This is a genomic window from Cupriavidus sp. 22TCCZM01-5 (assembly GCF_057798915.1).
Window position 1 is genome coordinate 1 of record NZ_JBYOJR010000071.1, and the last position, 1,611, is coordinate 1,611.

At 63.9% G+C, this 1,611-nt stretch carries 2 protein-coding genes; one reads left to right on the top strand and one right to left on the bottom strand.

The window, feature by feature from the left end:
* The coding region (locus AC3FNH_RS32350; RefSeq protein ID WP_488722979.1) for a DUF302 domain-containing protein at positions 1 to 313 on the top strand (313 nt) is incomplete at its 5' end.
* Here AC3FNH_RS32350 and AC3FNH_RS32355 read toward each other — a convergent pair.
* A complete protein-coding gene (locus AC3FNH_RS32355) occupies positions 285 to 1,421 on the bottom strand; it encodes a zinc-binding dehydrogenase (protein WP_488722980.1) in 1,137 nt (378 codons plus the stop codon). The genes AC3FNH_RS32350 and AC3FNH_RS32355 overlap by 29 nt on opposite strands.
* Between the last annotated feature and the right edge of the window lie 190 nt (positions 1,422 to 1,611).

Sequence of the window (1,611 nt, forward strand, 5' to 3'; positions counted from 1 at the left end):
CGCACGGATCGAACGTGCTGAGGCCGCACGCAACGCCGGTCTGGCAATGCCGCTGACCCATGGCAACGCCAAGCGGGGAACGCCATTGATGCTCGCGGCACCCAGCGTTGCGCTGGACTTGCCCCTGGTGCGCGATGACTGCCAGGGCAGTATCTGGGTGAGCTTCTACACCGCTGAGGAACTGGAAGGCGCTCACCCATTGCCGGCCGGCAGCGTAGCGCCGCTGACTATGGCGCAGAGGCAGATTCTTGACACGGTGGGCGCGCAAGGCGCCCCGGGGCGATTTATCCAGCCAGGCCCTTGTTCGGGTTGATCAGGTACTTCTCCCCCGTCGCACGCTTGTTGTAGACGGCGATCACGTCCAGGTCCAGTGCCTCGGCCAGCGAGATCTCTTTCGAGTAATGGCTGGCAAAGGTGGTCTTCAGCTCCGCCACCACGCGTTGCTTCAGCGCGTTGGCCCGCTCGCGCCCGATCTTTTGCAGGAACGGGAACACCAGCCAGCCGCCCATGCCCCACGCCATGCCGAAGTTGCGGTTAAACTCGGTCGGGCTTGTGTCCAGGCCGCCGTAAAGGTAGACCTGCTTGTGGGTGGTCGAGCCATAGCGGCTGTATTCGCGGGCCGACTTGTTCAAGGCTGCTTCCATGCAGGTGAGGATCTGGCCGCCGAGCTTGCCGCCGCCCGTGGCGTCGAACGCGATCGTTGCGCCAGTGGCGACGAGTGCCTCGGTGAGGTCCTGCATGAACGTGGGCGACGCGGCGTTGCAGACGTGGACCGCACCTTGTGCCTTGAGCAGGTCCACCTGCTCTTGCTTCCGCACGATGTTCACCAGCTTGATGCCATCCTTGAGACAGATCTGATTGAGCATCTGGCCCAGGTTGGACGCCGCGGCGGTGTGCACCAGGGCGCTATGTCCTTCGAGCCGCATGGTCTCAACCATGCCCAGTGCGGTGAGCGGGTTGACGAATGACGACGCGCCGTCAGCAGGCGTGGCGCCTTCGGGAAGGACCAGGCACTGGTCCGCGGGAATGCAGCGGTACTGCGAGTACATCGCGCCGCCGATGGCAGCCACAGTCTTGCCCATCAAGGCTTGCGCCGCAGGGGACGAGCCTGCATCGACGACCAAGCCCGCGCCCTCATTGCCAACCGGCATGGACGCATCCAGGCGGCCCGCCATGCTGCGCATCGCGCCTTCCGGAACACGCGCGGTGACTACGGGGCGCTCGGCCGTGCCGCTGGCCTTGGCTGTGCTCATGTCAGCAGCACCGAACAGCAGACCGAGATCGGACGGGTTGAGGGGAGAGGCTTCAATGCGGATGAGCACTTCATCCGGGCCGGGGTGCGGCGTGTCGATGCTGTCTAGCGACAACTCGAGTTCACCGCTGCTCTTGATTTTCGAACGAAGTTGAAGTGCGGTGCGCATTCGATGTCTCCTTGGGCTGTCGGTTTGCGGTGAGCGGGCAGCAGCGTGGGGCTGTTTTTGCCAGAAGTCAGCAATGTAGCAAGTTCCTGCGAATCCCGTACTGGGCTGGAAATTCAGGCCATGCGTCGGCCGACGGGCCATCATGCATCGCACTGATAGCGGTGGATGGCGGTCAGCCCTCCACCTGTCG